The sequence below is a fragment of the Vibrio sp. 2096 genome, assembly GCF_033339595.1.
Lineage (GTDB): Bacteria > Pseudomonadota > Gammaproteobacteria > Enterobacterales > Vibrionaceae > Vibrio > Vibrio alginolyticus.
Map to the genome: position 1 here is coordinate 190,935 of NZ_JAWOUX010000003.1, position 24,040 is coordinate 214,974.

Consider the following 24,040-nt stretch of genomic DNA (forward strand, 5'->3'; position numbering starts at 1 on the left):
GGCAATGAAAATATACTCATATTATTAGGTTGAAGTTTGTAACACGAAAAAGCGTATAACTCATGCAGTGAAAGCGTAAGTAAAAAGGTCTAATAAGTTAGTAATAATAACTAAAATAATAGGCTTACTGTTTGTTTTAAATACCAACCTTGATACAAGTACGTTCAAGAAAATATTATTCAACTCTAATAATATTTATTCTATGAAAGAGTACTAAGTGTCTAATAATCAGAGTACAGCCAAAGGATATATCGATCAGTTGGTTGTTAAAGCTATTGAGAAAAAGAAACTGAATGAGCAAAGGCTAGCAGAAAAAAATAAGCCGAAGCTTGAGTACGTGCTTTTTTCACAGTTTGATGTATTAGACAAGCTTCCTTCTAAAAATGGTAAGACAACGGTTTACCATCTTGCAAAAAAAGGGCAGCCAGAGAAGCAAATCTGTTGCAAAGTTATCAATGATGACTCGCCAGAATTTGCGAGCAAAATGTTGATTAACGAAGCGAGCAGGCTGGAGCTTTCTCAACACCCTAGCGTGGCTAACTTTGTAAAAATCGGCAACGAATTCGAACGCCCATATTTGATGTACGAGTGGATCCAAGGTGAATCACTGGCAGAAAAAATGGAGCGTCATTCTTCTAAAGGCTTCCGCCACGACCACATCGCTTGGTTGGTGTATCAACTCGCTGGCGCTCTAGAGTTTATGCATACAAGAGGTATCTGCCATCTTGATATTAAACCATCTAACGTATTAGTGAGTGAAGGCGATTACGTTAAGCTCATTGATTTCGGCGCTGCTCGTTACATTGGAGAGACAGAACCATACGCAGAGGCAAGCTTGAGCTACGCTTCCCCTCTTTATATAGAAACTGGCATCGCGGAACCGCAAGATGATGTTTACTCTCTCGCTTTGCTCGCTGGACATCTATTTTTAGGCTCAATATTTGGTGATGCTTGGAATAAGCAGTTAAAAGACCGAAAGCGTCCGGCTTTGATCCCGGTTCATATTTGGAAATTGCTGAAAGAAGTCATCAACAAACCAAGAGGGCATGGCTATACCGCTATTTCTTTTGCTCAACAGTTAGCGCGAATCGATACGCAATCAATTAGCTCAAATTCTAACGCACCAATTTTCAGTAGCTTGCGTAACGCGGACTTGCTGCTTACACACTGTAAGCCAAATGATAAAACGGCGTATGGTCGCTTTAAAATATTAGAGGCGAGCTTAGTGTTGAGTGTGCTGGCAACAGCAGGAAGTTATTTATATCAACAGAATAAAGATCAATTGGATGCCATTTTTTCCCGAGGTGTCACTACTGTAACTCACGTTATTACGCCCTCTGAAACGGCTTCTTTTTTGGCTCAGCCTCCATGGAAAATCAAAGAAGAATTGTCTCAAGCTACTCAGAGTATTGATATGACAGTAGCTTATCGAACAGCATATCAAGCTCAGCAGTTAAGCCTCTCGAATTTATATGAAGAAAAACAGGCTCAGTTAACGTCGTATCAATCGTTAGCGGATGGCTTACCAATGGCATTAGTCGAATTACGTAAGGAGCTTGTCACCTTGCGAGAAACCCTTGTTAGTGACGGTGCTCTGTTTCCATATGCGGATGAGGCGTTGACTAAAGTGATGTCTGGGTTAAATGTCGCGTCTATCGATTCCATGAAAGTATCTGCCATAGCTGGCAGTCGAGATAAGCAGATTGCTCGCTTAATTTTAGATGGTGAAGCTAAGCTCGCAGAAAATGAAATGAAAGAGACATGGTTGTTAAACCAGTCACAAGCCTATTTCTACAACCAAATCTTACCAAAGGCTGTGATGGAAAATATTAATGACTCCATCGATAAACATGCAGAGGCGCACTTTTACACCAAAGCAATTGAAGAAGCCGAATTAGCCAAAGCCTACTTCGGTAATACGCCAGAACTAGACAAAAAAATAAAGGATTTAATCGTCGCAAGAAGCGAATTTATTTTGTTTAGCACCGTGATGGAGCAATCCGTTTACGACAAACAAAAGCTACATGAATCCCTTGCCGATTTAGAACGGAATGCACCAAGTAAATTTACAGAAATCACGAAAATTCTAGATAGCATGGCGTCAGATGCGATTGAGCAGAGCCATCGATTATCTAAGCCAGCAAATGGCGCAATTGCGGTAGCGCGTGCGTTGAGAGATTACTTGACTGAAGGAGACGTGAATTTTGTCCAACATTGATATCGATCGTCTGCTTAATCCTATTTCTGATGAATCTCCAGTGGGAAACGATGCCCGTTACGAGTTTTGCTACGAAATGATGGAGTCCGAAGTGAAGAAATTCGGTTCCTTGTTTGGCGAAACAGTAGATTGGAGCGTGGTAAAAACGCACGCGACTGAAGTTCTAGAGCACCACAGTAAAGACTTAAAAGCCATTTGTTACCTCGTTCGCGCGCTAACAGAAGAGTTTGGTCTGCAAGGCTTTGAACAAGGTCTAAAGCTGCTTAGTGAGGCGTTAAGTCGCTTTGGCGTTGAATTGTATCCTTCGCGAAAGCGGGGCAGAGATGGCGCGGTCGAATGGCTGAACCATCAGTTTAAATTGGTAAGCGGTAAGTTAGCAGAAAGTGCTCAGTCATGGGAGCTGGTTTCAAGCTGCATTTCGACCATTGAAGAGGTTCAGCGACAATTCGACGATGTTTACCAAGACTCAGAAGCGGATTTCTTTGAGATTCGCACTCAGCTCAACGTCTTATCTCAACAAGCTGCGGCTGATGAGCAGAGCGATGATGCAGTCGTTAACGTCGAACAAGCGGCGCCTGCACCAGCTACGCAGTCTGCTGCCGAAGAAACGCCAGCGCAGAGTGAAGTGCAAACCGCACCGGTGAAGGCGGTTCCGCCGGCCCCTAAACCTGCGCCAGTTAAGAAAGCGGTGGCAAAAGAAGTGGATGTCGATACGGACTTCTCTTCGCCGACGGCTTCTAAGCGCACCTTGAAGAAGGTTGCGGAAGTCATGCTTCATGCGAACCCAAGTGATCCGCTGGCTTACCGGATTTATCGTCATCTGACTTGGGATGACATTGATGGTCTACCCGACCACCAAAATAATCAAACGCCTTTGAGCTTGGCAGTGTCGTCCGATCAACAAGCGGAATACCGAGATAAAGCTGACCAAGAAAGCGACATCGACACCATTAAGCGTTTGGAGCGCACATTAACGGATGCGCCGTTTTGGCTGACGGGCCATTACTTCGTGTATTCGATGCTTAATAACTTGGGCTTTGATGATGCAGCGCTTGCTGTGAAACAAGAAGTGACGCGTTTTGTTGAATCGCTAGAGGGCATCGAGCACCTCTCATTTAAGAATTCTATACCATTTGCAGATGAAGCGACCTTGAGCTGGTTATCGACTCAAGATACTACTTCTTCGACTTCTCAACCCGTTGTTCAAACGGTTGTGATTTCGCAGGAAGACTCGCTGCCAATGGAGGATATCACTCTAGAAAATCTAGGGGAATGTGCCGCAGAGCTTGCCCGCAAACTTGAGCTGGATAGCTCGGGACGTGGGCAGTTCATGCTGTATTTGCAATTGATAGCAGCTTACCAGTCTGTTGGATTATACCCGTTGTGTTTGCCGTATCTTGAGAAGGGGTGGGAAGTACAAAAAGCGTTTAATCTCGCGAGCTGGGAACCCCACTTATCGTCACAGTTAGAAGACCTAATTCGAAAAACACTCCATCGGTTATTTGGAAGCAAGGATCTTCTACCTGAGAAGTATGAAGAGTGGAAAGCAATTTACGACTAATTAAAGAGTTAGATAAGGAACGAATTATGTCACGTGACGGCTCGGTGGCTCCTAAAGAGCGAATTAATATCCGTTATGTTCCAGCAACTGGCGATACGCAAGAAGACGTAGAGCTGCCGCTAAGCATGATGGTAGTTGGCGACTTTACTGCGCGTGCAGATGAGACACCAATTGAAGAACGTACTCCAATTAACATCGACAAAGACAACTTTAACGAAGTGCTAGAGGGCATGTCTCCAAACGTTAAAGTCAACGTTGAAAACCGTCTTTCTGATGAAGAAGGCGGCCAGATTGGTGTTGATCTGACCTTCCAAAACATGAAGGACTTCTCTCCTGAAGCGATCGCGAAAAGTGTACCTGAACTAAACAGCCTACTTGAGCTTCGCGAAGCCTTGGTTGCACTTAAAGGTCCTCTAGGAAACGTGCCTGCGTTCCGTAAGAAGATCGCATCGGTTCTTCAAGATGAAGAAGCGAGAAAGAAACTGTTGGATGAACTAAGCATTGGCAACGACCAAGACGCGAAAGAAGAGTAAGGGATATCATGTCTGCAGAAGCACAAGCGCCAGAACAAGAAGCAGCCTTAGTTGAATCAGGCTCACTTCTGGATAGCATTCTTAACGAAACACGTTTAAAGCCAAGTGATGAAGGTTTTGACGTTGCAAAACGCGGCGTAGAAGCATTCATCAGTGAGCTACTAAGCAGTTCGAACACAGAGAAAGTCGACCAATCTCTGGTTGATCTGATGATCTCTGAAATCGACCAAAAATTGTCTAAGCAAGTTGATGCAATTCTTCACAACGAAGAAGTTCAAGCGATTGAATCAACGTGGCGTGGCCTTAAGTACCTGGTTGATCACACTGACTTCCGCGAGAACATTCAAATTGAACTGATCTCTGCGAAGAAAGACGAAGTTCTTGATGACTTCGAAGACGCTCCAGAGGTGGTGAAGTCTGGCCTGTACAAGCAAATCTACACACGTGAATACGGCCAGTTCGGTGGTAAACCTGTTGGCGCCGTCATTTGTGATTACGCTATGTCTGCCTCTTCGCCTGACATCAAACTGATGGAATACATGGCGAACGTAGGCGCAATGTCTCACGCACCATTCATCACGTCGGCATCGGCTAAATTCTTTGGCCTAGACAGCTATGAAGAGCTGCCAAACCTAAAAGATCTGAAGTCTGTATTCGAAGGTCCACAGTACGCGAAATGGCGTGGTCTGCGTGAGCACGAAGATGCACGTTATTTAGGTCTATGTACATCTCGCTTTATGCTACGTACGCCTTACTCTGTTGAAGATAACCCAATTAAGGCGTTTGACTACGATGAGCAAGTGACAGACAGCCATGATAACTACCTATGGGGCAACTCAGCGTACGCGATGGCGTCTAAGATCAGTGAATCATTTGCTAAGTACCGTTGGTGTCCGAACATTATTGGTCCTCAAAGCGGTGGTACTGTACAAGATCTACCGGTTTACAACTTTGAAGCTATGGGTCAAATCGAGACTAAGATCCCAACCGAGATCCTGGTTTCTGACCGTCGTGAGTATGAGCTAGCAGAAGAAGGCTTCATTGCGCTAACCATGCGTAAAGGTTCTGACAACGCGGCGTTCTTCTCTGCAAACTCTGTTCAAAAGCCGAAAGTGTTTGCGAATACGCCGGAAGGCAAACAAGCAGAGATGAACTACAAGCTAGGTACTCAGCTTCCTTACATGTTCATTATCAACCGTTTAGCGCACTACATCAAAGTGCTACAGCGTGAGCAAATTGGTTCTTGGAAAGAGCGTTCTGACCTAGAAATCGAATTGAACAAGTGGATTCGTCAATACGTTTCTGACCAAGAGAACCCGCCAGCGGAAGTTCGTGGTCGCCGTCCGCTTCGTGCTGCGAAGGTTGAAGTATCAGACGTAGAAGGCGATCCAGGCTGGTACAAAGTATCGATGTCTGTACGTCCTCACTTCAAGTACATGGGCGCAAGCTTCGACTTGTCTCTAGTTGGTAAGCTAGACCAATAACCCATTACTGAAACCATCAAGCAGCCAGTGAAGACTGGCTGCTTTTTTCGTAGGACCGCATATGGAAAAAGGTTACCGTCTTTTAGAGCGGATCGAGCTAGGAGAACCAAAAAACTGCTTCGAGAAAGTGGTGTCTCATAAGCATTTGATTGAATCCATTCACTCGCATCTCGCTGACTTGTTGAATACGCACTCCGGCAACGCAATGATCGACAATGAGTATGGTCTGCCAGATTTTAACGACGTACTTTCTAACAACACAAACCTCGTTCGCCATATTCAAAAAAACATCACGTCAACCATAGAACGCTTTGAGCCCCGACTGTTTAATGTCGAGGTTCATTACCGTGAAGACCACCATAATCCATTACAACTCGGCTTTGGTATTCGCGGCGAAGTTTCCCATAACGGCGGTAAAGTCCCAATGTCGATCGATGTCTTCATGGGAACCGACGGCCAATTTAACGTTTAGTAGGTGCCACTTGAGTAACAGTAAATACTTTCAAGATGAACTCACGTATTTACGCGAGTCGGGTAGTGAGTTTGCCAAATATCATCCGAAGTTAACTCACTTTCTCTCTGAAGGAACTTTTGATCCAGATGTCGAACGACTGCTGGAAGGTTTTGCTTTTTTGACCGGACGCATCCGCGAAAAGATTGACGATGAACTTCCTGAGCTAACGCAATCTCTGATGACTTTGCTGTGGCCACATTACATGCGTTCGATTCCGTCTTTGTGTATTAGCGAACTAAAACCGCATACCGGAAGTGTTACTGAGAAAACCGTGGTGAAACGTGGTGCGGAAATGGCCAGCGAGCAGGTAGAAGGCACGCAGTGTTTGTTCCGTACTTGTTATGACGTCAATCTATACCCAATTACGATTACTAACATTGAACAAACTAACAGCCGCACCAGTTCGATGATTGATGTGACGTTATCGACGGAGCATGGCCTTGAGCTGTCTCGGATAGGTTTAGACACGCTGCGATTGCACCTGCATGGTGAGATTCATATTACTCGCACTGTCTTCTTATGGCTGTTCCGTTATCTAGATTACGTCGAGCTAGATGTTGGTGGTGGCTACAAACACCGCCTAGGGCCAGAATACGTTAAGCCAGTGGGGCATGAAGAAGACGAAGCGCTGCTGCCTTACAGTAAAAACTCCTTCGCAGGTTACCGCTTGCTGCAAGAATTCTTCTCTTTGCCAGATAAGTTCATGTTCTTCGACATCAAGGGTTTAGAGTGGTTAAAAGGCATTCCCCAACGCAGTACGGTCAAAATCAAATTCCACTTTAAGCGTGCTTTGCCTTCAGAAGTGGTGCTTAAAGATAAACACTTAAGGTTGCACTGCACACCTGCCGTCAACTTGTTTGAAAAAGACGGCGATCCAATCCGTTTAGAGCATCGACGAAACGAGTACAAGGTGCGTCCACAAAGTAACACTCAGGAGCATTACGAGGTTTATTCCATTGAGCAAGTGGAGAGCTGGAGTAAAGACGAGCGTCGCCGAAAACCACTGATTGAATTTGAATCGTTTGAGCACCAAATCAACCAGCGTGATAAGCGAGAGTTCTACAAATCCAAAGTGGGCGAGCGAGTAAGCGGAAGAGGGTTAGAGCGCTATATCTCATTCCATACTCACAATGGCGACATCGCGGATTTAGGGACTGAAACAGTATTGATGAAACTGCAATGCAGTAACGCGGACTTAGCGGAGCGCCTGTCAGTAGGAGACATCACGTACGCGACGCACAAATCGCCAACGTATGCGACGTTTAAAAACATTACTAAGCCAACACAGTCAGTAAGTCCTCAGGTTAATGGTGAGCTTCAATGGCAGTTGATTGCCAACATGTCGCTCAACTACTTGTCTTTGGCCAATATCGATGTGTTGAAAGTGTTGCTCTCGACTTATGATTTCCACTCTCGAGTCGATAGACAAGCCCACCGCGCGTCGATTCATCGACTTGATGGCATTATTTCTTCAGAGATGAAACCAATCGATCGCGTATTTCGTGGTGTATCTGTGCGTGGTAACCAATTCAAGCTCGTGACGGACTCTAAGTTCTTCGTAAATGAAGGCGATATGTTCCTTATGGCCACGGTATTGAATGAATTTATCCGTTTGTATTCGAGTGTGAACTCCTTTACCGAACTAGAGGTGTTCGATGAAGCGACGGGCGAGGTTTACAACTGGGCAAGCCTAATCGGGCAGCAGACGATACTATGATTAACACACTTTCTGATAAGTCGAATGAGTTTAGTTTCTACCAAGCGGTGTTGCTGTTAGAGAAACACTACCAGCTGGAGCCAAACTCAAATTTTGTTGCCGTGGGCGAGAACAAATACTTTCACCAAGAGCGAATTGAGTTCAGCGTGTCGCCAAACCTGTGCTTTCCAAAGAGTGATATGGACTTTATTACTCATATGGAAAGAAACGGACAGCAATATTCACGTATTGAGACGAACTTTCTTGGCTTGCATGGTTCAAGCTCGCCCCTGCCTGCGTCTTACACTGAGAAACTCGTCGGTCGTGATCCCGATGATAACCCAGTGAAGGATTTCTTCGACTTTTTCCACAACCGCTATACAAGCTTACTGTATCGTGTTTGGAAGAAATACCGATATCACGTGCAGTACAAAAGCGGGGCAAGCGATGCTTTTTCTGGGCGCATACTGCATTTGGCTGGTCTTTCTAGCGTTATGCAAGATTGTGAAGTAGCGGAGTTAGATCGAGCGAAAGTTCTGTCTTACGTGAACCAGTTATCTACGCGTACACGCTCACCCAAGCTTATTTCCGGTATTGTTTCGCACTACTTTTCACTGCCGAATGTGCGAATCGAAGAATGGGTTTATCGGCGGGTCGAGATTGCAGAAAGCCAACGTAACAAACTCAACCGCTCCAATTGTGTATTGGGGCAAAGCTTACACTTGGGACAAAGCATTGCGGATTTGAACGGCAAGTTTAACTTGTGTATCGACAACATTGATTTTGAAACGTTTAAGCAGTTTTCCTACGATGGTGAGTTACATAAGACGCTGGTGGGCTTGATGCGCTTTATTCTGCGTGACCCAATGTCGTGGGACCTAAAGTTGACAGTTAACTTAGACAGTATTCCAGAAAACAAACTGGGTAATGGAGAAGGGAACCAACTAGGTCAAACGTTCTGGCTTGGCAACCCAGGTGATAAAGACGCCAAAATTCGACTTATCGGAAGCATATAAGAAAGCCGCTCAACGAGCGGCCCTTTATGTTTTCCTCAAAGAGGTCAGAAAAGCTTAACGACTGATCGGCTGGTGCAGTACAACGGTAGTATCAAGCCTTTGAATGCCGTTAAATGATTCAATTTCATTACAAAGATGATGAATAGACTGCAGGTCGGGCGCTTCAATTAGGGCAATAATATCAAAGTTGCCACCAACAACGCTCGTTAAGCGAACCTCAGGGATTTCTTTAAGTGCATTCGTTACATCATTCTTCTTACCCTTTTCACAAGAGATCAGTAGATAACTAGCGGCTTTTCGCCCTTCATTTTCTACGCGAATCTGTGCGGTATAGCCTTTGATAATACCGGTCTTTTCTAAACGATTAATTCTTTCTGCTACTGCTGTTCGAGACAAACCAATGTTTCGGGATAGATTCGCAATCGACTCTCGCCCATTCGACAATAGACTTGAAAGTATTTTTCGATCTAATTTATCTAAACCTTGTAAAGTCATGTTTGAAATCATGTGTTCTGCCTATTTTGTTTTTATATTGTTATTAAATCGACTCTGGGAGCGTAAAGTTATACAGCTCAGCAAGAGTGAATGGGTTTTTCTGTGTCAACGGAGTGATGCGTAAGCTCAAGTCCCTCCCTGACACTTTTATGTCACTGACAAAGCTGCCGTTATGAGTGTTTGTCAAGGTCGAGTCACCTAGCAATCTGTATATCGCCCATTGACCACTCTTATTTAAAACGTGCTGTCTGCCTTCATCGGTTACATCCTGGAGTGTGATACTAATATTGAAGTCACCATTTTGCGGTGGCCATGCCATTTCACGAATGCGGCTTGGACCGTGGTAGTAACTTATATTGGTATCTGCAATTTTTAAGCTCGCTCTAATCGCACTAGAATCAAGATCGAGTACTCTTGCACTAAACGGAATATGAACGCGGTTAGTGCTTTTATTAATTAATGTGTCTCGAATAACGTTATAGTTACGCAGTTGCACTAACAGAGCCGGAGAGATTGGCATCGTCTCGCCATCCACCTGTTTTGGCGTCCATAAATTGGTATCGTAGAACGGTGCAAAATTTTTCTGAATAAATGTGTCTAACAAACCACCGGAAGCAAACAGTAATTCAAAATCTTCAATTGAGATTTCCTCGGTCGCTGTTAGATCAAATGGGTATCGTCCTAGCCCTATCTCTTTAAACTTGGTGTAAATCTCGCTGTACCATTGGGTTTGAATGCCTTTAGCGGACTCTTTAATCATGACTGACCAGCTTTGTTGAACCACATCTAACAACCAGCTACGAACGGGTTCCGGTGATTTTTGGGCAATCTGTTTAAGTTTGATTAATGGGTCAGCTTCACTGCTGTTCATTCGATGCTGAGCTGCCGCTAGCGCCGCCATTTGCGGGTCAGGTGCATCAGCGATGTCTTTCATATATGTGCGAACACGGCTTAACGCTGTTACGGTCTCATCCCAAGGAGTAGGGGAGTTTGGTGTTTCACTGACCTGAAGTTGGTTTAATAAGTGGAAAGCTTGTTCAACACGTTTCATCAACAAGTAATCAGGCTTAACTACTTCCTCTACTGCGTCTGATGCGGAGTCTGCCGCTGCCACGAGTTTCGGGTCTAGCTTTGAAATCAGAGCATTTTTTTCACCAACGGGTGAAAATTGTGTGTTGGCATAGACCTGTTTCAGTACGGTTGTCATTGGTGAAGAAGGGCCCGAGATTAAGTCTATCGCGTTCGTTAGATCGCCGACATTGTCATAGTTTTGGACTTTTAGTTCACTCAGCGCATTGCGCCAATTACTGATGTAGTCGTCAGTATATTTTTTACGTACTTCCTCTTTGAAGGCTTCTTGTTCTTCACTAGTAGGAATAACGTGTTGTGACAGACCTAAAACCCAGTTGTCACTGATGACTTGTTGTGACATTAGGTCCACGCGTGGTCGATAAAAAGTGCTAAAGCCAGTGGAGGTATAGATCTTATCTACGATCAAGCGTTCACTATCGATTGGTGTGTTGAATACATTGCTAAACTCGAAACCCACAGCTCGTTGCAGATCTAGGGTTCCTAAATCAATCGAATTTGCTTCGTTTAAAATGCCTGCATAAACGAGATCAACATTCGAATTTGCTAGCAATGAGCGACGTGTTGCGCGAACAAGATCCATATTGATATCAATTGGATCAAACTGCGTGCTAAAGTAAGCGTCCAAATAGCGCATCGCCTGATTGACGACGTCACTTTGGTTGCTTAAATCGTTCATCATTTGGAGAGTTTGATGACGCAAAAAACGGATATCACGCTTTGTTGGATCGTTTAGCATTAGATACCCCTTCAATAGAGGTAAAGCGCGTGTAAAAGTGTTTTGATTTTGTGTCAGTTGTAGACGGTAACCTTTCTCAATAAGAGGTATTAACTGTTGAGCAACGTCCTTAAGTAAAGCTTCGTAAGCGATGCGAGTGCTTTGATCCAAACGGCTAATGTTGAGTGGTAATATCTCTTCATCCAAAGCCTTAGAACCTTTAAGCCACGCCCCATAAGAAGGCTCTATTGTTTTCGTCGCCTTCGCTAAAAGCTCATCGAATCTTGCATCTTGCTCCACTTGTGATTTGTCATCGATACTCAAGAGTTGATTCATCACATGTAAGTTACTGTCTAATGTCGTGAAAAAGAAGTAACTGCCCCCAGTAAGCAGGATAATAGAGCCGAGTATTGCCAAACGGCTTTGTCTCTGAATTAGACGAAGATACGTCTTGTTTTCGCCCGCAAAGTCGCTTTCCGGCAATATTTGTGAATCAATCAGAAAGCGAGAGAAATAAGGCGTTTCTGTTAACTGAGTATGCTCTGACGCGATAATAGGTAAGTTGAAGTAATTACTACAACTTTTTGCAAGTAAATTGTACTTGCGACCGCCTTGCAGACTCGAACTAAAGAAAATCTCACGGATGTCTAGTGAATAGACACCGTTGTTAACATCACATAGACGCTCAAGCACATAGCTGACTTCAGACTGACATAGCTCAAACTGCTTAGGGAAAGCGAGTATTGCTTGTTTCTCATCAATGTCCGTTGAATTAGCGGATGCATCTAGCGCATTACTTTCAAGCACTCTCACTAGATTTCGATAGCTATCGCGGTAGTACTCTGCAAATACACCTTTGGCTTCTTTTAGTGGGATAGAGAGGAACTCAACACGTGTCTTGAGAGAGCTAAAGTGCATGTATTCTTTAAAGCCATCTAACTTGTCTAGCTTTGACATAATCAAATAGATTGGCAATGCTGAAGACGTTTTAGAGTTGATGGTACTCAAGCGCGCCAATAACGACGAAATGGTGTACTCTTTTTGCTCTGGCTCAGAGACGATCATGAACTCGAAATCGGTGAAGAATAGACACCCAGAAAATGGCTTTCGAGGTCGATGATGAATAACTTCTTCAATGAACGTATTCCATAAAGAAGCATCACTGCTTGATACTTCCTGGAACACTAAGCGTTGGTCTGGTTTGATGTATACAGCGCTGTCAGATTCGTACCATTCAAAAAAGTCATTCTTAGCGGTTCTAGTGCGATCCATCGGTTTAATTGCACTAGAATTAAATAAAAATTGACGTCGCCCTGACCCTTTATTACCAAGCATCAGGTAAATTGGTTTCTTGCCTGAGTTAGCAAGAAGAGGCTGGATAACCATAGAAAGTGCTTCTTCCTCGGTTTCCAAATGTTGAGCTTTAGCGTTGTTCTTTTTCTTCAACCATAATGTGAATTGAAAAGTGACGTAAACAATGGCGATAGCACCAAGGGTCAGCCAAAGATAAAGTTGATCGATTTCGTCAAGAAAAAGCAGATAAATAGTGGTGATAATTGCAGCCACTAAAAACATCAATATAGTAGAAATCACCACTGGATTTCTAAACAGTTTTTGTTTGAACATAAGCCTAAAACTTCTTTAATTGTATTGTTATTTATTGTCAGTTTTTTCAGCTTGTAGCTGACTCAATTTATATAGGTAGATGTTCAGTAAAAGGGTTGCGCGGTCAATTTCCTTTTGCTGTGAATACTTTTCAGCGTATTCAATACGACCTAAAAGCGGGAATAACGAGTTACTGTATTCGTACGCCTTTTCAGAGTTCTTATCTACATTCTGTCTAGCTACGTTGGCAAACACCGTTCTTGCGTCTGAGAATCGCTTATAAACATCCATAAACTGGTCTTCTAAATGGGCGCTCTGTGTCAAAAAGTTCTGACGTAGTTGCTGTGCAGAAGACGAATCCGGATAGATCGCGATTAATTCATTGGTCAAGCTATCGAGCTCGCTGACGTTACTTACTTTTGCCGAGTCTAAAAACCAGTTATTCATCATAATATCGACACGATTAATGGCCTGCGTTTTCAATGACTGAGCATATTTTTTATTTTCGTAATCTAACGAGGCGACCAAATTTACAAGTTCATTAAGTGAAGCTTGATTAATTTTTTGTTCCAATGTTCGATAACGTTGTTGCTCGTACATGAAATGTGAACATATCGCAGTAACAATCAAACCAATAACGAAGTAGATCATAAATCGACCAGACTTTGCCGGTGATGCTTTCTCTTGGCTATTTAGGTTGGGTGATGACACCGGTGCTGGAGAGGGAGACACATTCACTTTAATTTCAGGTGCCTTCTGCGTTGCTGCAGGAGCGCTAGTGTTGGCTTGTTTTTTCTCGCGTAACTCAGCCGCAATCTGTTGTTCTTTTATCTGCTCAATCCATTGATTCAAAATACGGCGAATGCGACCTAATGACGGCGCTTCAATACCGTAATGAAGACGAAGCTCTTCCTCAATCCTCAAGCATAATTGATGTGCTGCCTCTATCAATGGAAGCTCTTCTGGTAACGCCCGATGCTTATTAATTCGTTTTTCAGTATGCTCTACCATCCATTCAATAGCGCTCATTCGTGCCTTTGACTTTGAATGCTCTGGATACGCGTTGAACCAATATACGACACACACATCAAGTATTGAGTTTAACCCTTCAACAAGGCCTCTTAAGCCGTCGTTATAGGTTGACGCAACGGTAAAGTAACAGCAACAACGTAGGTCTTTCGCTTGGGTACTCAAGATCTTTTTTGAGAGTGTTTGAACCGTTTTCCACGAGACTCTCCCTGTGACTTTATTCAGGTTGTTTATTTGACGTTTAATTTCGTCAAAATCCTCAGAACCATTAGGATTAGAGCCGCTTGGGTTATTTTCATCGATTGGTCTTCGAGCGAAGTCGGTAAAAAACATAAGGAAAGTTCCAACTGATCATATAGAAGTATTAAGTTATATAGGATTTCACTACTGTTATATTAAATTATAAGCAGTGCACATCTGTCGCAATTCTATAGACAAAATAAGCGGATTAGATAATAAAAATTCATTAAAAGAAATTAAATTACTTTTAGTGTGATCTTTGTTCATAATATTAATATCAATAGTTAAGTCTATTTATAAGAAGAAACTTATATATGAAGATGAGAACGTTGATTAAAAAGTAACTAAATTGTTATCGGAGATTACGTTTTGTCCAATTAGCAATCAAATTCTGTTACTTCTATTTAAATAGAAAGATTTACTGTCTCGTCACTTAATCTGTAGTCGGTTCTTTAGTTTTTGTTTGTAGGTAAAACAACCAACCTGATAGTTGAAATGTATTAAATTATAGGTGTTTTTTTAGGCTTATTGAAAAAGAGAATATAATTGATATCTTTCGCCTCTAAGTAGAATATCGGTTTTCCTAGAGGGACGAAATGCTAAAACCAAGTCAAATTGGGCTGATTTCAGCCATGTGTCTATTTTCTTCTGTTGTAATGGCAAAAGGGGAGCGATATGGACTCTCTACCAGTATGTTGACTATCGATAGCATTAAATACGATGAAGGTAAAAGTGGTGAGCAGGATACGCTTAGGTTCGGCTTGGTTCATACTCGTCCTATTGATGAAAACAATAACCGTTGGCGTTGGTGGTTAGGGCTAAACTATCTAGCAGAAGATATTGAAGCGCCAGCAAACGGCTTATATCAAGAAGCGACGAACTATGAACTTCGTGTTGTTCCTCAATATGCGTTGACTTCTTGGAGTGTTTTCACGCCATACGTTGGTGCGGGCTTGTCTGTCGGTTACTCGCAATATTCTAATCGCTGGCAAGTAGACCAAGAGGGCTATCGTTATGAGAGTGTTGAAGACATCGACCAGTTTGAGTTAGGTGCGGTTGTGACCCTTGGTACTGCTATAAAGTTAGGCAGTAATCCTGACGCCCATATACAAATTATCCCGCAGGCCTCTTATATCCTTCCGGTTGTAAATGATGGAATTGGTGGGCTTGAACTATCAGTTTCTTTGCTCTTTTGAGGTTCGTAAATGTACTCAAATCAGCTAGTTTTATTTATCTCAAAGTGTCCAGAGGAATACACCGGTGCAAAGCATATTGAAATGCCTGAAAGTGGTGGTTCGATAGGTCGTTCCCCAAGCTGTAGCGTGTCTTTAGCCGATCACAACCGCTTTATATCGGGCACTCATTGTTTGCTCAGCGTGTATGGAGATACCTACTATATAAGTGACGTATCAACTAACGGCACAATGGTAAATGGGAATAAAATACTAAAAAATCAACCCGTTGCGATAGTTGATGGTGACATCATTTATTTAGGGCAATATGAGATTGGTGTTTCTCTTGAGCACGTTACCTCAACACTAGACATCGCCGCTGATATTGCTCCTGAGCGAGTATCTAGCGATCCTCTGGTTAGTCTAGGAGATGCGGTTGTCGAAGAGGAAGAAAAAGTCGGTGCCTTAGAAGATTTGTTTATGGAGACGAAACAGGATGACATTGATTGTCATGATCCTGTTGCTCACCTTAACTTTTCGATGCAGCGAGATGACGATTACTTAATTCGTGATAATGAGCGTACAGAATCTGAACAACCTAGAACCGTGGAAAGCACGCGTCAGGTGGTCGATGACAGTTTCAGTATATATTCCGAATTCGATCAGCCAAGCCTAATCCCTGAAGACTGGATGGCTGCGGAAACCAAGAGTAACGCATCAGTCAATGATGCATTAGCGCCAGAAAGCGGTAAGGCACATAGAGCCGATATTGCCTCAGCTGAGGTGATGCAACCTGGCACGGTAGCCCCAGATAGCACTATTCAAAGACAACATCGTACGCCTAATGTTACTGAGATGGTCGTAGAGCAGGCTAACACAGGGTCAAAATGGGAAGAGATGACCCAATCTTTTACGCCTTCTCCTAACACTAATCAGCAACTTCAAATACCTACGGCAGAGCACGCGATAAACAGTACGACGAAAGCACAAGTCGATACTGATGCGGCCGTTTGCTCTCAAGATATAGCGCAAGCGTTTTTTGATGGTTTGGGTATTCGAAATCCAGAGTTGATGACAAACGAGGCGCAGTTATTCAAGCAAATGGGCACTTGCTTGCGTTTATGTATTGATAACCTACAGAAAGAGTTGCACGAAGTGGAATCGTTAAAGGATGAGCAGAGTGCGAGTGAGGCTAACTCGAACATTGCAGAGCTAATGCTCACTTTGAATAGTCAGCAATTACTGGCTCCAAATGAACTGGTTGAACAAATGCTCGATGAGCTGAACGACCACCAAGTTATGTTTAACAAAGCACTGAATGAGCTCGTTTTAGAACAGTCTGAAACGAACGATCCCGTAGCATTTGCTAACAGGGTCGCTAGCCAGTCTTTGTTCTCAACTAAGTCAAAGCTGTGGGCCGAATACCTAGATTTCTACACTAATAATCGTCGCCTGCTTAATGAAACATCCTTAAAAGGGCTGATTAAGAAAAACTATAACAAAGTGATTAAGGGAAACCATGCGTAGTATCGCCGTATTACTCGGATTTGCCATGTTGTCCGGTTGTTCCATGTGGGATCAATTTAAAGAGTCCACAGGTATCACACCAGAAACTTCGTCGATTGAATTGGTTATTGAGGCATCACCTGTACTCAATGTGAGAAATGGGGGCCAGTCATCTCCAGTTATTCTCCGTCTTCACGAATTAAGTTCGCCAGTATTGTTCCGAAGCTTAGATTTCTTTGCCTTGTTTGAGAGCGATAAAGCGTCGTTGGGTGATGAGTACATCAAACGTTACGAATATCAAATACAGCCAGGTGGAAAAGTTCATGAAATGCTAACGCTAGACCCTGACACTCGTGCCGTCGGTTTTTCAGTGGCTTTTCGTGATATTGATGGTTCGTCATGGCGAAAAGTGGAAGTTATTGAAGAGAAGAGCGAGTACTACATCAAGCTCAAGTTAGAGGGCAGTGAGTTAATTTCTGATAACACTCGCGGCATTGAACAGGTTTACTTTTAAGGGATAGAAACATGTCTTTATACAATCCAGTTGTTTGGCAAGATGGAATGTTCATGAAGCCGCAGCATTTTCAACAACTCGATCGTTCGCAAAGTAAACTATCGAGCCTACTGAGTGCCAATGCATCGCCTTTGCATTGGGGAATTAAACGTTTAGAAATCAACTCTCAGTTACTAGCACTGGGTAAAATCGGTATTACTCGTGCTGAAGGTATTTTACAAGACCGGACACCATTTGAGCTTCCGTTGCTTGCCGAGCTGCCTGAAGTGAAAGATGTAGATCCTTCTATTGCCGATAAAGTCGTTTATTTGTGCTGTCCGTTACCATCGGAACGTTCTGAGTTGTTTGGTATCAAAAAAGACGGTGCGCGCTATACGATGGAATCTCAAGAAGCGGTTGACGCTTGTTATGATTCGGAAGACATGGCAAATATCGTCGTCGGTAAGCTTAACTTTTGCTTAATGTACGATCATGAAGATAAGAGTGCTTACACGTCTATTCCGATCTTAAAGATCTCAGAAGTGAAGCCTGATGGCAGCGTGATCTTAGATGATAGTTTCATTCCTACCTGTATCGATATTCATGCGTCGACAGTACTGAGTAAATTTGCGACCGAGTTTGCTTCTATGTTGAAGCATCGCGCGGAATCGATAGTTCAGCGATTAGGGGTGGTGGATCAACAAGGTGTATCATCGGTTTCTGACTTTATGCTATTGCAAGCGCTCAACCGATACGAACCCTTGTTTTGGCATTTCGCCAGCACAGAAGCTGTGCATCCTGAGTCTTTGTATCGAATTCTTCTTCAGGCAGAAGGTGAGCTTTCGACGCTGTGCTCAACGACACGCCGACCTATTGAGTTTACGAAGTACAATCATGGTGATCTTACTAGCTGTCTTTCTCGCGTCCTAGACAGTGCGAAAATGACATTGAGCGTGATGTCTGAGCAAAGAGCAATTCCACTGACCTTAAAAGATCAGAACTATGGCATCAGAACGGCAGCAATCCCTGACAATAAGATCATCGATACGACGACCTTTATCCTCGCAGTTAAAGCTGACGTGACCTTGGATGTCCTGCATACCCAGTTTGTCAGCCAAACGAAGATCGGTTCTATCGATAACATACGTGACTTGATTAACCTTCAACTGCCTGGGATTGAGATCAAACCAATGCCAGTAGTGCCACGTGCGCTGCCGTATCACGCTGGCTACACCTATTTCGAGCTCGATAAAACGGGCGAAGAGTGGATGGCATTGAAGAACACTGCTGCGATTGCGATTCACGTTGCGGGCGATTTCGCTAACTTATCATTGCAACTTTGGGCCGTTCGTCTATGAGTTACGCAGAAACCGACGTCACCGTAGTCTTATTCCAACCAGAGCCTGGCAAACCAATGGAGGTAATGCCAGCGCCTGACTTGTCGAGAAACATCGCAGTACAAGATCTATCTATCGATAACATGGGTATTAACCCGCTAGTGGACCAGTTCTCATGGTTGATCGCCAGTCTGTCTTGTATGTCTTCGATCCCTTGGCTTGATGACCCGATGCCATTTCGTGAACAAGTGGCACGTGAGATTCGAAAAGGCGAACGAAAACTTAATGAAATGGAGCTCGATCGTGCTTCGGTTCTTGTAATTCGTTACTGCTTGTGTGCGGCGATTGATGAATCTGTTTGTCGGCAAGAATGGGGGGCAAATAGTCACTGGAGCCAGAACAGCTTACTGTCTGAATTCCATAATGAAACGTCTGGTGGTGATAAGTTCTTCGTTATTCTCGACCGCTTAAAAGCCGACCCTCGCAAATACCGTCACGTTATAGAGTTTCTCTATTTATTGCTTCAACTTGGTTTCCAAGGCAAGTACGGCCGTGAAGAGCGTGGCAACGAAAAGTTAGCGGAAATTGGCAGCACCATTTATCGATTAGTGCGAGATGACCGCCTAGCAGAACAAGAAAAAGTTTCTTTAATCAACCTTAAAGCTAAATATCTAAAGAAGCCGTTAAAAAGGGTAATTTCACCCAAGCTGATCTTAAGTCTTAGTGCGATGACGTTTGTGCTTATGTATGCGGCAACCTACATCGTCATAGACTTAAAATTTCAGCAACTGCTTGAAATGTATAGATAACCAGAGATCTAAAATGAGATCTTCTGCCAGTTTTAGGGCTTATTGTGAATATCACTGGTCTTTTAGTGAAATTCACTAGTTATTTAGAGAGATTGCAGTTTGCGATCTCTTTTATCATTCAATCAATAAAATTCAAATGGATTGGTTATGGGCGTAACAGTTGGTGCGAATGGACTTTCGATAGTTCATAAAGGCTCAGGTGGTGAAGCGAATGCAACGCTCCCAGATGTTTGTTTAACTAAGGTCGGCAAGCCAGTCGTCCCTATCCCTTATGGCAACAATGCTAAATCAGCAGACCTTGCTGGTGGGACTACGACAGTCTCTATGGATGGCGGTAACAGTGTCGCTATCAAGGGCAGTACGTTCTCAAAAAGTACCGGCGATGCGGGCGGTGACAGAAAAGGCGTTTCCTCTGGCACGATAGAAGCTGAAGCAAAATTCATTTCAGCCTCACCAACGGTTAAATTTGAAGGTAAGGGCGTATGTCGCCTGTCCGATCAAATGACCATGAACAAAGCCAACACCATGTGTTTGGGTGGGGCACAAAACCCATCGGTTTCTGTTACGGAAGATCAGGAAGGGACGTATACGTTGGATATAGAATGCAAATATCCAAATGGGCTCCCTTACTCTAATGCACAATTTTCTTTAGTCGAACCTTCAGGTGCTGTCATTGGGAGTGGAGCGCTGGATTCTAGCGGAAAAGCAACTGTTAATGGTCTCGCTCTAAAAGAATGCAAGTTAGTGCTCAGCGAAACTCAAGACTCTTATACGCCGAACCAATCTTTAGCTGAAAATATTGTGACGGAAACTTACCCTGATCCGAATGATTTTTGTACGTTTGTCGCAGGTCGCCGCTCGCCATTTTGGGAGGATCGTGTTGGGGTTGCTAATGACTGGGGGATATTGATGTCCCCATCCTTCAGTGATGATGACTTTAAAGATATTGTGTTAGAGCAAAGCCGTATATCGTCTCCTTATGCGATTAGTCAAAATCACTCTAAAGATTTTTCTGATGCTTATGTTTCGGCACTTTATCACATCCAAACTGATACTACTGCGCTAGAGAAATATGAACCTTTAGTTGAACTGCTCTTGGAGCAAGTGCACGAAAATGGCGATATATTGAGAGTCTTATATCAAGCTGATGTGTTTGAGCCTCCCTATGAATTATTAGCGAAGCTTCGCTTTTTAGGGACTGGGAATACTGTGAAGTATTTGCAGTTTGTTTTATGGACGTTGATAAACAATCAAATCTGTTCATACATCGATGAGCTAAACAGTGAAATCATCGGTCGTTTAGATTTCATACAAAGCCAAGCTTCTGCAAGGTCGTTGAGTTCTGTTGAAGAGGGTATAAACGGTTATAAAAAAGCACTTAACCACTTCAAACAAGCACTTCCTGACGTCATTAGCCAAATTTTCGAAACCAAAAATGACACCCTAATTTCTATATCGGCAATGGCCCTTGGGAGTACCGTTAACATAGCGAGCCAATCTAGCTTTGCTACTAATTTAGGTAGGGTTAATGCGGTGGTGTACACGAAGTCAAACAACTTGAACCGCCCATCATTTGTCACTTTTGACGATAACTTTTCTGACTAGGACATTTAAATCATGGATGCAGTTTTTCCGATAGCGCAACGAGAAGGTGACGCTTACTACACGCTCAGTGATTTTACGAAATTGTTTGATCAAGCTAAGAGCGGTCGTTATTTAATAGGACAAGGGTACGGTTGGCATAGTGGCATTCACTTAACATCAAAAATGTTACCGTGGGGGAAAGGGCTCAGACCTATTCAAGCGATGCTTGATGGAAAAATAGTGGCATTTCGCATAAATCCTGATTACCTAACATCAACGTACCAAGAGCAAGAGTTTAAGTATAGTAATAACTTTGTGCTTATCGAGCATGAGGCTGTAAACCCCGAAGATAATGAAGATGTATTTAAGTTCTATACACTTTATATGCACCTTGCGCCACCTTCAGATATTGGCGCCAATTCATCTATAACCACGCGTTACCGTTTACAAGAAGCGAGAAATGTACGCACTTTCAAACATAGTGATGTGCCTACTAATTCTGGTGAAAAAAAACAGTCGATGTCTAAAGGAACATTACTTGAATACCTGTATGCAGAAGAGAAGGAGACCCATCCATACCAGATCGACAAAAATACCTACAAAATGATAAAGTGCCGTGTGGTAGAGAATGGTAAATCGGCAAGTGGTAGCGAAAAAGCACTGTTAAACAAGATTGTTTGGTTTGCTTCGGGTCTCAATAGTGACTTTGACATTTTAGAAGATTCCTCTGCTGTCCTATCAGAACCAGTTTCAGAACCTAAATGGATGTCGGACAAGGCGGCAATGATTAGGGACGGTAGTGTGGTTTCTTTACTCCCACTCCTATTTAGAGAGGGGATAAAGGTTTCAGCTGGGGAAGATATCGGTTACATGGGACTGCATGAGTACAGTAACGATGCAATTGGAACTAAGAAAGAAGATAATCGTGTGCATATCGAGATGTTCTCTTTTGAGGAGCCGCCCGAATTTTTCAAAAAACAGATTTCTCCCAAAAATGCGGAAGAAAATCCACTTGTTGTTCTCGATGGGGCCGATAGTAGCGGTGCCGTTGATATGAGTAATTCGTTTATTCAGCAATTACTTGAATCTGTGACAGAAGATCAAGTAACGGACTTCTCCTCGTTCACTGCTCGCGATGCCAAAGTATACTTAGACGGTAAGCGTAAACACTTTGAGCGATTTATTGTGAAACATCCTACAGATTGGCATACAGAGTCGTCACAAAGTCTTTATGAATCAATCCATCAGACCGCAAAGGAAGCTCTAGATATTAAGTGCTCCGCTGGTTTTGTGACTATAGAGGACTACCGTAACTCCCCATGGCGCGATCAAGTGATGGATAGCTTTGATCTTTTCTCGCAATTCGAACTGGAAAGAGCAGATAAGTTCTCATGGATGCAAGATTTACAAGGTGATTTGCAACTAAGCGATGATAAGAGCCTTTGGCATTATTGGCCTTTTGTTAATTCTTTTGTTTCGGGTTACTACGTGACTCAAAAGCAAATGAACCTGATGTTTCCAGATTCTTCCCTCAGTAAAAGAGAAGAAGTGCGTGACTTATTTAATAAATATGCTAGTAGCTTTGAAATAAATACCAATGAACGAGCAGCACAATTTTTTGCTCAGATAAGAGCTGAAGTTGGTTCGAAACTAGAAGGTAATGAAGAGGACTTATGGTATTCTGTCGATAGGTTAAAAGAAATGTTTAAGCGTTACTTCAATAAATACCCTGAAGAAGCAGTTAGTCTTGGCTATATACGAATTGATGAAAGTGAATACAAAGCACTTTCACAGGCGGATAAGAAAAAGTATGTGAGAAGAAGAAGCTATTATTATAGCCAGCTTCCTCAGGAAGATGAGATAGCGAAACGTGTTTATTCTTGTGACTCACCAGATGGCCATTTTGTACTCGTCAAGGGAGGGGACGTTTCTGGATTGAGGTATAAGGGGAAGGGGTTTATACAGTTAACTTGGAAATATAACTATGACGCTGTTCAAACTAGATTGGAAAATAAAATTCAAGACTTGGGTTTTAATATTTCAGATGACCCTTACTCGGTTTTGAAAACCAAAGAAGGTTTTTTAGCTGCTCTTGGCTTTTGGGATATTAATAATTTGAATGAGAAAGTGTCCGGAACTATAGCTAGTACAAATAGTATCACTAATGTTGTTAACTCACGCCTTCCACGTTCTGACAAAGAAAAAAGAACAAAGTATTTTTTGGATATATATGAGGTTTTATGTAATGAATAAATTTTTAGTAAGGTTGATCGTATTTATATCCTCAGCTTTATTTAGCTTTAGTTCTTTTTCTCAAGTTGAAGATTTATTTTTAATAGATCTTAAAAATAAAAAAGTTGAAATTGAGGTAAATAAAATTGATGGAGATTATTACTTTTCAAAATCTGAGCAACGTTTTTTAGGTCAAGATATATTGCTTGGTGATAATCAAATATCAACGATTTCAGGCAATGAGAGTAATTATCCTGATATTTTAGAAGATGATATTAATTATAAATTGATTATATCAAATACTCTAGTAAAGAAACTGGGTTATTCAGTTGACCAAAATGTTGGAAACAATATTATATTAACAACAACACAGGAAGATAATTCTAATTATAGTTTTGTTTTGGTTTATTCTTACAAAAATAATAAAATTGTTCTAACCGATGTTTTATATCTCGAAGAGAGTTTTGATAAAAGAGAAGGAAAAAAAACGATATATAAAGTCAATGTGCAATCTCCAGAGAGTATTATTAATTTGGAAAGTTATGATAGAAGAGCACTCTCTGATTTTATAGTTAACAATTTATATAAATCTGTACAAGATATGACGATCGACATTAACTTATGAACAGTATAGAAGACTAGAGTAGTTGTTGATGAATGTTTCATTTTTTGGAATGTCCGATGTATGTTCGCGTTCTCTATTTTGACA

General features: G+C 42.5%; 17 protein-coding genes and 1 pseudogene. 15 read left to right on the forward strand and 3 right to left on the reverse strand.

Annotated features, from left to right (window positions below; all coding sequences use genetic code 11):
- Positions 1-217: 217 nt before the first annotated feature.
- The 7 genes from R7Q41_RS07125 to tssG all read left to right on the forward strand — a co-directional run bounded on the left by R7Q41_RS07125 (position 218) and on the right by tssG (position 9,022).
- Positions 218-2,218, forward strand: a complete 2,001-nt coding sequence (locus R7Q41_RS07125) for a serine/threonine protein kinase (RefSeq protein ID WP_275593629.1) — start codon at positions 218-220, stop codon at positions 2,216-2,218.
- Entirely contained in the window at positions 2,205-3,779 is a 1,575-nt protein-coding gene (tssA, locus tag R7Q41_RS07130) for a type VI secretion system protein TssA (protein ID WP_318144436.1), read from the forward strand. The genes R7Q41_RS07125 and tssA overlap by 14 nt, the downstream gene beginning before the upstream one ends.
- Before the next feature lie 26 nt (positions 3,780-3,805).
- Positions 3,806-4,312: a type VI secretion system contractile sheath small subunit gene (tssB, locus tag R7Q41_RS07135; protein WP_005373381.1), complete on the forward strand. Its 507-nt coding sequence runs from the start codon at positions 3,806-3,808 to the stop codon at positions 4,310-4,312.
- An 8-nt stretch (positions 4,313-4,320) separates the two neighbouring features.
- Complete coding sequence (gene tssC / locus R7Q41_RS07140) at positions 4,321-5,796, forward strand: type VI secretion system contractile sheath large subunit (RefSeq protein WP_005373378.1); 1,476 nt, start codon at positions 4,321-4,323, stop codon at positions 5,794-5,796.
- 61 nt (positions 5,797-5,857) lie between these two features.
- Positions 5,858-6,268 carry a type VI secretion system baseplate subunit TssE gene (gene tssE, locus R7Q41_RS07145; protein ID WP_318144437.1) on the forward strand — a complete coding sequence of 137 codons (411 nt, stop codon included), beginning with the start codon at positions 5,858-5,860 and terminating at the stop codon, positions 6,266-6,268.
- 10 nt (positions 6,269-6,278) lie between these two features.
- Positions 6,279-8,027 carry a type VI secretion system baseplate subunit TssF gene (gene tssF, locus R7Q41_RS07150; RefSeq protein ID WP_017633756.1) on the forward strand — a complete coding sequence of 583 codons (1,749 nt, stop codon included), beginning with the start codon at positions 6,279-6,281 and terminating at the stop codon, positions 8,025-8,027.
- Positions 8,024-9,022 carry a type VI secretion system baseplate subunit TssG gene (gene tssG / locus R7Q41_RS07155; RefSeq protein WP_005373373.1) on the forward strand — a complete coding sequence of 333 codons (999 nt, stop codon included), beginning with the start codon at positions 8,024-8,026 and terminating at the stop codon, positions 9,020-9,022. The genes tssF and tssG overlap by 4 nt, the downstream gene beginning before the upstream one ends.
- 54 nt (positions 9,023-9,076) lie before the next feature.
- Here tssG and R7Q41_RS07160 read toward each other — a convergent pair whose 3' ends face one another.
- Genes R7Q41_RS07160 through R7Q41_RS07170 form a run of 3 tightly spaced genes read right to left on the reverse strand, consistent with a single transcriptional unit; the run spans position 9,077 to position 14,291 of the window.
- Positions 9,077-9,529 (reverse strand): Lrp/AsnC family transcriptional regulator, encoded by a 453-nt coding sequence (locus tag R7Q41_RS07160; RefSeq protein WP_005373369.1) that lies wholly within the window; start codon positions 9,527-9,529, stop codon positions 9,077-9,079.
- 31 nt (positions 9,530-9,560) lie between these two features.
- On the reverse strand, positions 9,561-12,950 hold the full coding sequence (gene tssM / locus R7Q41_RS07165) for a type VI secretion system membrane subunit TssM (protein ID WP_318144438.1): 3,390 nt from the start codon (positions 12,948-12,950) through the stop codon (positions 9,561-9,563).
- Between the two features lie 27 nt (positions 12,951-12,977).
- Complete coding sequence (locus R7Q41_RS07170; RefSeq protein WP_005386112.1) at positions 12,978-14,291, reverse strand: type VI secretion system ImpA family N-terminal domain-containing protein; 1,314 nt, start codon at positions 14,289-14,291, stop codon at positions 12,978-12,980.
- A gap of 503 nt (positions 14,292-14,794) precedes the next feature.
- Between R7Q41_RS07170 and R7Q41_RS07175 the strand changes: the two genes are divergently transcribed.
- From R7Q41_RS07175 to R7Q41_RS07210, 8 genes and pseudogenes are all read left to right on the forward strand, one after another.
- Positions 14,795-15,394 carry a hypothetical protein gene (locus R7Q41_RS07175; RefSeq protein ID WP_132937161.1) on the forward strand — a complete coding sequence of 200 codons (600 nt, stop codon included), beginning with the start codon at positions 14,795-14,797 and terminating at the stop codon, positions 15,392-15,394.
- Positions 15,395-15,403: 9 nt separating this feature from the next.
- A complete protein-coding gene (locus R7Q41_RS07180) occupies positions 15,404-16,897 on the forward strand; it encodes a type VI secretion system-associated FHA domain protein (RefSeq protein WP_258635241.1) in 1,494 nt (497 codons plus the stop codon).
- Positions 16,890-17,390: a type VI secretion system lipoprotein TssJ gene (tssJ, locus tag R7Q41_RS07185; protein ID WP_005386118.1), complete on the forward strand. Its 501-nt coding sequence runs from the start codon at positions 16,890-16,892 to the stop codon at positions 17,388-17,390. Before R7Q41_RS07180 ends, tssJ begins: the two co-directional genes overlap by 8 nt.
- Positions 17,391-17,401: 11 nt before the next feature.
- Positions 17,402-18,727, forward strand: coding sequence for a type VI secretion system baseplate subunit TssK (gene tssK / locus R7Q41_RS07190; protein WP_258635243.1), 1,326 nt, complete (start codon positions 17,402-17,404; stop codon positions 18,725-18,727).
- A complete protein-coding gene (gene icmH / locus R7Q41_RS07195) occupies positions 18,724-19,515 on the forward strand; it encodes a type IVB secretion system protein IcmH/DotU (protein ID WP_258453783.1) in 792 nt (263 codons plus the stop codon). The genes tssK and icmH overlap by 4 nt, the downstream gene beginning before the upstream one ends.
- Positions 19,516-19,662: 147 nt before the next feature.
- Positions 19,663-20,230 (forward strand): annotated as a pseudogene (locus R7Q41_RS24485) (DUF4150 domain-containing protein); the annotation flags it as partial.
- A 902-nt stretch (positions 20,231-21,132) separates the two neighbouring features.
- Positions 21,133-23,352 carry a hypothetical protein gene (locus tag R7Q41_RS07205; protein WP_258635246.1) on the forward strand — a complete coding sequence of 740 codons (2,220 nt, stop codon included), beginning with the start codon at positions 21,133-21,135 and terminating at the stop codon, positions 23,350-23,352.
- The gene (locus R7Q41_RS07210) at positions 23,345-23,956 is read left to right on the forward strand and encodes a hypothetical protein (protein ID WP_065275211.1); all 612 of its coding nucleotides are present in this window, start codon (positions 23,345-23,347) and stop codon (positions 23,954-23,956) included. Before R7Q41_RS07205 ends, R7Q41_RS07210 begins: the two co-directional genes overlap by 8 nt.
- Positions 23,957-24,040 lie beyond the last annotated feature (84 nt).

Coding starts and splice junctions, on each gene's coding strand:
- tssK (WP_258635243.1), top strand. CDS start 17,402: ATGTCTTTATACAATCCAGTTGTTTGGCAAGATGGAATGTTCATGAAG.
- R7Q41_RS07175 (WP_132937161.1), top strand. CDS start 14,795: ATGCTAAAACCAAGTCAAATTGGGCTGATTTCAGCCATGTGTCTATTT.
- tssJ (WP_005386118.1), top strand. CDS start 16,890: ATGCGTAGTATCGCCGTATTACTCGGATTTGCCATGTTGTCCGGTTGT.
- tssE (WP_318144437.1), top strand. CDS start 5,858: ATGGAAAAAGGTTACCGTCTTTTAGAGCGGATCGAGCTAGGAGAACCA.
- tssG (WP_005373373.1), top strand. CDS start 8,024: ATGATTAACACACTTTCTGATAAGTCGAATGAGTTTAGTTTCTACCAA.
- R7Q41_RS07205 (WP_258635246.1), top strand. CDS start 21,133: ATGGATGCAGTTTTTCCGATAGCGCAACGAGAAGGTGACGCTTACTAC.
- tssB (WP_005373381.1), top strand. CDS start 3,806: ATGTCACGTGACGGCTCGGTGGCTCCTAAAGAGCGAATTAATATCCGT.
- tssC (WP_005373378.1), top strand. CDS start 4,321: ATGTCTGCAGAAGCACAAGCGCCAGAACAAGAAGCAGCCTTAGTTGAA.
- R7Q41_RS07170 (WP_005386112.1), bottom strand. CDS start 14,291: ATGTTTTTTACCGACTTCGCTCGAAGACCAATCGATGAAAATAACCCA.
- tssM (WP_318144438.1), bottom strand. CDS start 12,950: ATGTTCAAACAAAAACTGTTTAGAAATCCAGTGGTGATTTCTACTATA.
- R7Q41_RS07180 (WP_258635241.1), top strand. CDS start 15,404: ATGTACTCAAATCAGCTAGTTTTATTTATCTCAAAGTGTCCAGAGGAA.
- icmH (WP_258453783.1), top strand. CDS start 18,724: ATGAGTTACGCAGAAACCGACGTCACCGTAGTCTTATTCCAACCAGAG.
- R7Q41_RS07210 (WP_065275211.1), top strand. CDS start 23,345: ATGAATAAATTTTTAGTAAGGTTGATCGTATTTATATCCTCAGCTTTA.
- R7Q41_RS07160 (WP_005373369.1), bottom strand. CDS start 9,529: ATGATTTCAAACATGACTTTACAAGGTTTAGATAAATTAGATCGAAAA.